General features: G+C 64.7%; 7 protein-coding genes. 2 read left to right on the top strand and 5 right to left on the bottom strand.

The window, feature by feature from the left end:
- Nucleotides 1-1,112 (top strand): cation:proton antiporter (locus H0V34_08635; GenBank protein ID MBA2491751.1); only part of this gene is annotated, 1,112 nt, incomplete at its 5' end.
- A gap of 34 nt (nucleotides 1,113-1,146) precedes the next feature.
- Here the strand turns inward: H0V34_08635 and H0V34_08630 are convergent.
- From H0V34_08630 to H0V34_08610, 5 genes are all read right to left on the bottom strand, one after another.
- A complete protein-coding gene (locus H0V34_08630; GenBank protein ID MBA2491750.1) occupies nucleotides 1,147-2,253 on the bottom strand; it encodes a calcium:proton antiporter in 1,107 nt (368 codons plus the stop codon).
- 14 nt (nucleotides 2,254-2,267) lie between these two features.
- Nucleotides 2,268-3,695: an FAD-binding protein gene (locus H0V34_08625; GenBank protein ID MBA2491749.1), complete on the bottom strand. Its 1,428-nt coding sequence runs from the start codon at nucleotides 3,693-3,695 to the stop codon at nucleotides 2,268-2,270.
- A gap of 1 nt (nucleotide 3,696) precedes the next feature.
- Complete coding sequence (locus H0V34_08620; protein ID MBA2491748.1) at nucleotides 3,697-4,284, bottom strand: phosphoheptose isomerase; 588 nt, start codon at nucleotides 4,282-4,284, stop codon at nucleotides 3,697-3,699.
- Nucleotides 4,285-4,396: 112 nt separating this feature from the next.
- A complete protein-coding gene (locus tag H0V34_08615) occupies nucleotides 4,397-4,741 on the bottom strand; it encodes a YraN family protein (protein MBA2491747.1) in 345 nt (114 codons plus the stop codon).
- Complete coding sequence (locus H0V34_08610; GenBank protein ID MBA2491746.1) at nucleotides 4,738-6,669, bottom strand: penicillin-binding protein activator; 1,932 nt, start codon at nucleotides 6,667-6,669, stop codon at nucleotides 4,738-4,740. The genes H0V34_08615 and H0V34_08610 overlap by 4 nt, the downstream gene beginning before the upstream one ends.
- A 35-nt stretch (nucleotides 6,670-6,704) precedes the next feature.
- Here H0V34_08610 and H0V34_08605 point away from each other — a divergent pair.
- On the top strand, nucleotides 6,705-7,104 hold a 400-nt coding region (locus H0V34_08605; protein ID MBA2491745.1), incomplete at its 3' end, for a hypothetical protein.

Below are 7,104 nucleotides of genomic sequence, written 5' to 3'. Positions count from 1 at the left end.
GCCTGACGCTGGCCCAGGTCGCGATTTTCGTGGCGCTGATGCTCATCGTCGGCAGGCGGGTGTTTCCATGGCTGCTATGGCAGGTCGCGCGCACCGGCTCGCGGGAGCTGTTTACCCTGTGTGTGGTGGCGGCCGCCGTCGGTATTGCCTACGGCTCCGCCGCGCTGTTTGGCGTCTCGTTCGCGCTGGGCGCGTTTTTCGCCGGCATGGTGATGCGCGAATCCGCGCTGAGCCATCGCGCCGCGCAGGAGTCTTTGCCCTTAAGGGACGCTTTCTCGGTACTGTTCTTCGTGTCGGTTGGCATGCTTTTCGACCCGGAAATCCTGCTCCGTCAACCGCTGATGGTGCTTGCCGTCGTCACGATCATCGTTGTCGGCAAATCGCTGGCTGCCTTTCTGCTGGTGCTCGCGTTCCGTTATCCACTCAACACGGCGCTCACGGTCTCGGCGAGTCTGGCGCAGATCGGGGAGTTTTCGTTCATTCTGGCGGGACTGGGGATCAGCCTGGAACTCCTGCCGAAGCTCGGCCAGGATCTCATCCTGGCTGGTGCGCTATTCTCTATCGCGCTCAATCCGCTGGTCTTTCAGGCGATCGAGCCCGCGCTTGTGTGGATTCGAGCCCGCTCCAGGCTTGCGCGCTCCCTGGAACGTCGCGACGACCCGCTCGCGGAGTTGCCGTCAACGATCGACCAGCGCCGCCTGACCGGACACGTGGTACTGGTGGGGTACGGCCGCGTGGGCCGGCGTATCGGAGAAGCGCTGGCCGAGCGCGGCGTATCATTCGTCGTCGCCGAGCAGAACCGCGAGCTGGTCGAGCAGCTGCGCGCGCGCGGCGCGCCCGCGGTCTCGGGCGATGCGTCCGACCCCGCCGTGCTCATCCAGGCGCATATCGTGCGGGCCCGGATGCTGGTGATCGCCACCCCCGACTCGTTTCACGCGCGCAAGATGATCGAGATCGCACGCGCGCTAAACCCTGAAGTAGAGGCGGTCATCCGTACGCATAGCGAAGAAGAGGCGGCCCTGCTGCACAAAGAGCAGGCCGGAAGGGTGTTTATCGGCGAGCACGAACTCGCGCATGCCATGGCGCGTCATGTGCTCGAGCGGATCTCTTAAGGGTCCACGTCGCGCACGGCCTGGGCAATACTATTCACGGACTGAAGATTAATACGATGTAGAAGAAAAACAGCACCAGATGCACCGCGCCCTCAAGCACGGTGGTGCGCGATACGCTGAACGTGAGCATGCTGACCGCGAGGGTCACCGCCAGCAGGACCATCTCGGCCGAACCCAATCCCAGAATCACGGGCTGGCCGGTAAGCAGGCCAATCGCGAGCACGGCGGGCACGGTGAGTCCGATGGTGGACAGTGCGGCGCCCAAGCACAGGTTCACCGCGCGCTGCAACTGATTGTCGAGCGCCGCCCGCAATGCGCTCATGCCCTCGGGCGTGAATACGATCAGCGCGATCAGCACGCCGCCCAGCGCCGCCGGCGCGCCGAGCGCGGCGATACCGTGGTCGACCAAGGTCGCCAGTTGTTTGGCCAGCAGCACGATGGGCACCACGATCATAATCAGCAGCAGCGTCTGAATCCCGATTTCCTGTGGTGAGGGTCGCGCGCGGCTGTCGTGAGCGCCATGGTCGTCGCTCGCGGGCGCGCCGGCGGATTGCGGAGCGACGAAAAAGCTTCGATGGCGCACCGTCTGAACGGCCAGAAACACGCCGTACAGAAGAATCGTGAACAACGCCAAAGAGAACGCCTGCACACCGGTTAGCGATGGATCCCGCGTGGAGCGCGTGAAATTTGGCAGCACCAGCGCGATCACCGACAGCGGTACGATAACCGCGAGAAAGGCCGCGGCGCCTTGCAGATTATATTCCTGCGTGTGATGGCGGATGCCGCCCAGCAGCAGTGCTAAGCCCACCACGCCATTCAGGATAATCATCAGCAGCGCGAACATCGTGTCGCGGCCCAAAGTGGGCGCGGCATCGGAGGTCAGCATCACCGCGGAGATCAGCGCTACTTCGATGACGACGATGGACAAGGTCAGGATCAGGGTGCCCAGCGGTTCGCCCAGCAGTTCGGCCAGATGCTCCGCATGCTCGACCACGCCAAAAGCGCACCACCCGATGACGGCGAATAACCATATGAAAAGCACGGTCGATTTGAGCGGAGATTCGAGGTCGGCGAGCAATTCCGTGCCAAACGCGAAGAACGCGATCACCGTGCCCCAGGCGACCAGCAGTCTGGCCGCCATGAACGCGTTGGCCTTCACTGGGATGACTTTCCTCCCGGTGGACTATTTTCCTCCGGCCACCCTTTGCCGGGGTTGAGAATCCCGTTGGGGTCGAATGTACGCTTGATGTCGCGCATCAGCCTAAGCGCCACCGGATCGAGTTCGCGCGCGACGAAGTCCCGCTTCGAAAGGCCCACGCCATGCTCGCCCGAGAGCGTACCTCCTAGCCGCAGCACCAGGCTGAAGACTGCGTCCAGACAGCGTTGGGCGGCGCGCACTTGCCTGGGATCCTGCGGGTCCAGCAGCAGGTTAACGTGTATGTTGCCGTTGCCGGCATGCCCGTAATTGACGATCTTGACGCCGTGCGCCAAGCTTAAGCGCCGCAAGCCCTCGACCAGTTCCGCCAGTCGCGACACCGGCACCACCACGTCTTCGTTGATCTTGCCTGGCGCCACGTTGCGCAACGCCGGCGACAGCGCCTTGCGCGTGGCCCACAGCGCAGCTACTTGCGTTTCGTCGTGCGCGCGCTCGATGCGGATCAAACCATCGACCTTTGCCGCCCGCGCCAGTGCATCGGCCGCAAAGTCGATGCAGTCCTCGTCGCCGTCCACCTCGATCATAAGCAGGGCACCGGCGTGCTCAGGCAGATCGGCCCGTGAATACACGCGGATCATGTCGAGGGCGGTGTCATCCATGAATTCCAGCGCGCACGGGATTACGGGTTGCGCCATGATGCTAATGACCGCGCGCGCCGCGGCATCCACATCGGCGTAGATCGCGCGCAGGGTGCGCCTGCACGGTGCGAGGGGCGTCAGTTTCAGGGTCGCCTCGGTAATGATCGCGAGCATGCCTTCCGAACCGATCAGCAAGCGGGTCAGGTCCAGCCCGACCACGCCCTTGCTGGTGCGTACGCCGGTGCGCAATTCTTCGCCCGCGCCGGTCACGGCCCTTAAACCCAGCGTGTTCTCGCGCGGCGTCCCGTATTTCACGGCACGCGGACCGGCCGAGTTGAAGGCGAGGTTGCCGCCCACCGTGCAATAAGCCGCGCTGGTTGGATCGGGCGGCCAGAAGAACGCGTGTCGGGCCGCCGCGTCCTGCACCGCCTGATTGGCGGCGCCAGTTTCTATCACCATCAGCCGGTCGGCGGGGTTTATTTCCAGGATGCGGTCCATGCGCTCCAGCGATAACACCACACCGCCCTGCACCGGCACCGAGCCGCCGCAAGTGCCGGTGCCGCGGCCGCGCGCGGTCAGCGCGACACGATGCCGGTTGCACAGGCGCACGACACCAAGCACCTGCGCATGGCTAATGGCGAACACCACGGCCTCCGGCGGCACGTGGCGGCGGCTGTTGTCGTAACCATAGGGCCAGCAATCGGCAGGATCGGTGCGCAGATTACTTGTCCCCGCGACCAGGCCCAAGGTCTCAAGGAATGCCGGCCGCAGCAATTCGCCTGCCGCCATGTCAATCTCCGAACAGTCGCCGGTCGGTCAGATCGCAAAGGCAATGAATTACCAGCAAATGCACTTCCTGGATGCGGGCCGTGGACTGCGAGGGCACGCGAATCTCCACGTCTTCCTCGCGCAGCAGCGCGCCCAGCCGCCCGCCCTCACGGCCGCTTAAGGCGATCACGCCCATGTCCCGCTCGTGCGCCGCAATCACTGCGTCCAGCACGCTGGCCGACTCGCCGGAGGTCGAAATCGCGAGCAAAACGTCGCCCGCATGTCCCAGCGCCATGATCTGTTTGGAGAACACCTGATCGAAGCTGTAGTCGTTGGCGATCGAGGTGAGGGTGGACGAGTCGGTGGTCAGGGCGATGGCCGGCAACCCGGGCCGTTCGCGCTCGAAGCGATTGAGCATTTCGGACGAGAAGTGCTGGGCGTCACCGGCCGAGCCGCCGTTGCCGCAGCTCAGTATCTTATGGCCGCTAAGTAGTGCCCGCACGATCAGGTCAGCCGCCCGCACGATCGTCTCCGCCAGGGCGACCGCCGCCTGCTGCTTGGTATCGACGCTGGCGGCGAAAGTCTGCCGCACGTGTTCGGCTTCATCCATCATGCTTGTTCCCGCGCGTGCGCCGAGGCCTGCCAGGCGCTCCCTTTAGACACATGACCCGGGGACAGGGCCAGAGACATAACGCTACAGACATAACCGCGAGGAACGCCGTTCAGGCATCGAAGGCGTTGCGCACCCAGTCCAGACGCTCGTCGACCTCGATGGCGATGACGTCGAAGCGTGCCGCGCAAGTGGAGCGGGTCGTTTGCAGGTAATGCTGTGCACAGGCGATCAGGCGCGCACGCTTGCCACGATCCACACTCATCAGCGCGCCGCCAAACCCCGGATGACTGCGCAATCGCACCTCCACGAACACAAGCGACTCACCGTCCCGCATGATCAGATCGATCTCGCCCGCGCGGCATCGGTAATTGCTTTCCAGCAGGCACAGACCCTGACTTTCCAGAAAAACGCGGGCGCGAAGCTCTGCGTGGCGGCCGCGCGCCTGTCGCGTCACGGCGCGGTCTGGGCTGCGAGCGACTCGGGCGGCGCGCGCAGGCTGTCCATCACGGTGGCCGAACCATCGACGAACTGCGCCCATTGCAGCCCGCGATGGATACGACCGCGAGCGTCCATGTGCAGAGTGCCGGTGAGGCCCGCGTAGCGCTCGTAAGGCCGCTCCGCCAGACGCTTAAGGTAGTAGATTACCCGGTACGCATCGAAACCCAGTGCGGTCAGGCGCGGCAACTGCTGGCTTTCCTGAGGGAACAGGCTGTCCATGCGCGCGCGCAGTTCCGGCAGCGGATTCGCTCCCGGCACGGTCCAAGGCATGTCGCAGTACATGACGCCGTCAATGTCGCGATCCGAGCCCGCGTCGGCAATGCCTGTGTATATGTGCGAAGTCGAGTAAACGGGCAAATCCGTGGCATAGTGAAAGCGCAGCTGCGGGCGCAGCAGCCGCGCCTGACGCGGCAGCGCCACCATGAACATCATGTCGGCGTCCGGACGGCGGCGCGGCTCGAACTGCAAGTCCAGACTGAGCAGGCTGCGCAGTTCACTGTTGCGCTGCTCGCTCATGTCGATGCCCAGCACATCTTTGATGGGCGCGGCGAAGTCCGCGGCGCTCTCGTCGTAGCGGTTTACGGCCAGCACGGTGCCGCCCAGCGCCTCGAAACGCGCGCGAAACGCATTGAGCAACCGTTCGCCCCATTCGCCTTCGGGCGCGAGCACCAGTGCCGTATTATGGCCCGCAAGCGACGCTCGCTCCGCCACCTGCCGCGCTTCGTCCTCCGGCAACAGACCGAATTCGTAGAGCGTGTCCGGCGCATCGACAATCTCATCGCTGTAGTTGAGACTCAGCACCGGCACCGGCAGACGCCGCATCAGCGCGAGTGCGGCCACGCCCTCCTTGTCCAGAGGACCGACCACAAAATCCGTGCCTTCGCGGACGGCGCGCTGATACACCTGCCGCGCGTCCGCGCCAACTTCGTAGATGCGGATGGCGGGCTTGTCCAATGTGGTCTCGTCGGTGTAATGCGCCGCCATGAAGCCCGCCAGCACCGCGCTGGAGACGCTGGCGTAAGCGCCCGACAGCGGCAGCATCACCGCGATCTGCCGTGGACGAAGTTGCAGCGATCGCCAGTCACGGCGCAACTGCGCGAGCAGCTTGTCGCCGGCCGGATGTCCGTCGTACTTCAACTGCCAGTCATTCAGTTGCCGGTCGAACGCCGCAAAATCGCCGGGCGAGGTCTTGGCGATGTAACTCAGTTCCAGCCAGCCTCGCAGCCGCGGGTCGCGCTCGCGGAGCAGCCAGCGGGCAAGGTCCTGATCGCCCGCGCGCGCCAGCGCCTCCCACAATTTCTGATGGTTGGCTGCAATCGCTTGTTGGTCGGTGAGGTCCGTCGCCAGCGCAGAACGCACCTGTACGCTGTCCAGCACGCGCCCGGCGGCCAGCAGCGCCTGTGCACGCAGTGCTTCCACCTCGGGATAAAAATCCGGCGTGGTGAGGCTTAAGCCCGGCGGTAACGCCGCCAGCGCGACGTTGGGCCGCAGCTCCATAAGCGCTAGGCGCGCCTGCGCGATGCGCGCGCGCACCAGCGCCGTTCCCGCCAGCCGGTCGGCCGGTATCATGCTTAAGTACCGCTTCGCGAGCGTCATGGTTTTCGGTGTGAGCACGGTTTCCACGGCGCGCAGTTGCAGATCCTCGCGCCGTGGTGATTGCGCGCCTTTCGCCTGTTCCCAGTAAGCAGCCGCGGCGCCGGCCAGATCGCCTTGCTTAATGAGTTTGGATACCTGAACCTGCACCGGACGCGCCGCTTCGCGCGGAGGCTGGGACGCGCAGGACACTAGACCCAGCGATACGACGACGCCAACAAGGGCGACGCATCGAGGGGCGCGCAGGCTGAGAATGCCAATTGGATTGCGCGAGACCAGGGCCTGTATCATGCGCGTCAGTATCTTGACTGGCTGACACAGTGTCAATCAAAGTTGGGCCAAGCAATTCGGGGGCAGGCAATACCGGATCGAGCAAGGCGCGGGCAGAGGAAGCAGGCGTGCTGTATGTCGTCGCCTCTCCGCTAGGTAATCTTTCGGACATCACCTATCGCGCCGTGCGGGTACTTAACGAGGTGGATTTGATCGCGGCGGAGGACACCCGTCACAGCCGCGCGCTGCTGGCCCACTATGGCGTCGAGACACGCACCATCAGCCTGCACGAACACAACGAGCAGGCGCGCGCCCGCACGCTCACCTTCCGCCTGCTGGCCGGTGAGTCGATTGCGCTGATTTCCGACGCGGGCACACCAGTGATCAGCGACCCCGGTTACCGTCTGATCGCCGCCGCGCGCGCCGCCGGTGTGCGCGTATCGCCGGTGCCCGGCC

The sequence above is a fragment of the Gammaproteobacteria bacterium genome (assembly GCA_013696315.1).
In the GTDB taxonomy this organism is placed as follows: domain Bacteria; phylum Pseudomonadota; class Gammaproteobacteria; order JACCYU01; family JACCYU01; genus JACCYU01.
Note: the sequence above shows the minus strand (reverse complement) of the source record. Positions and strands in the feature narration are given on the sequence as shown.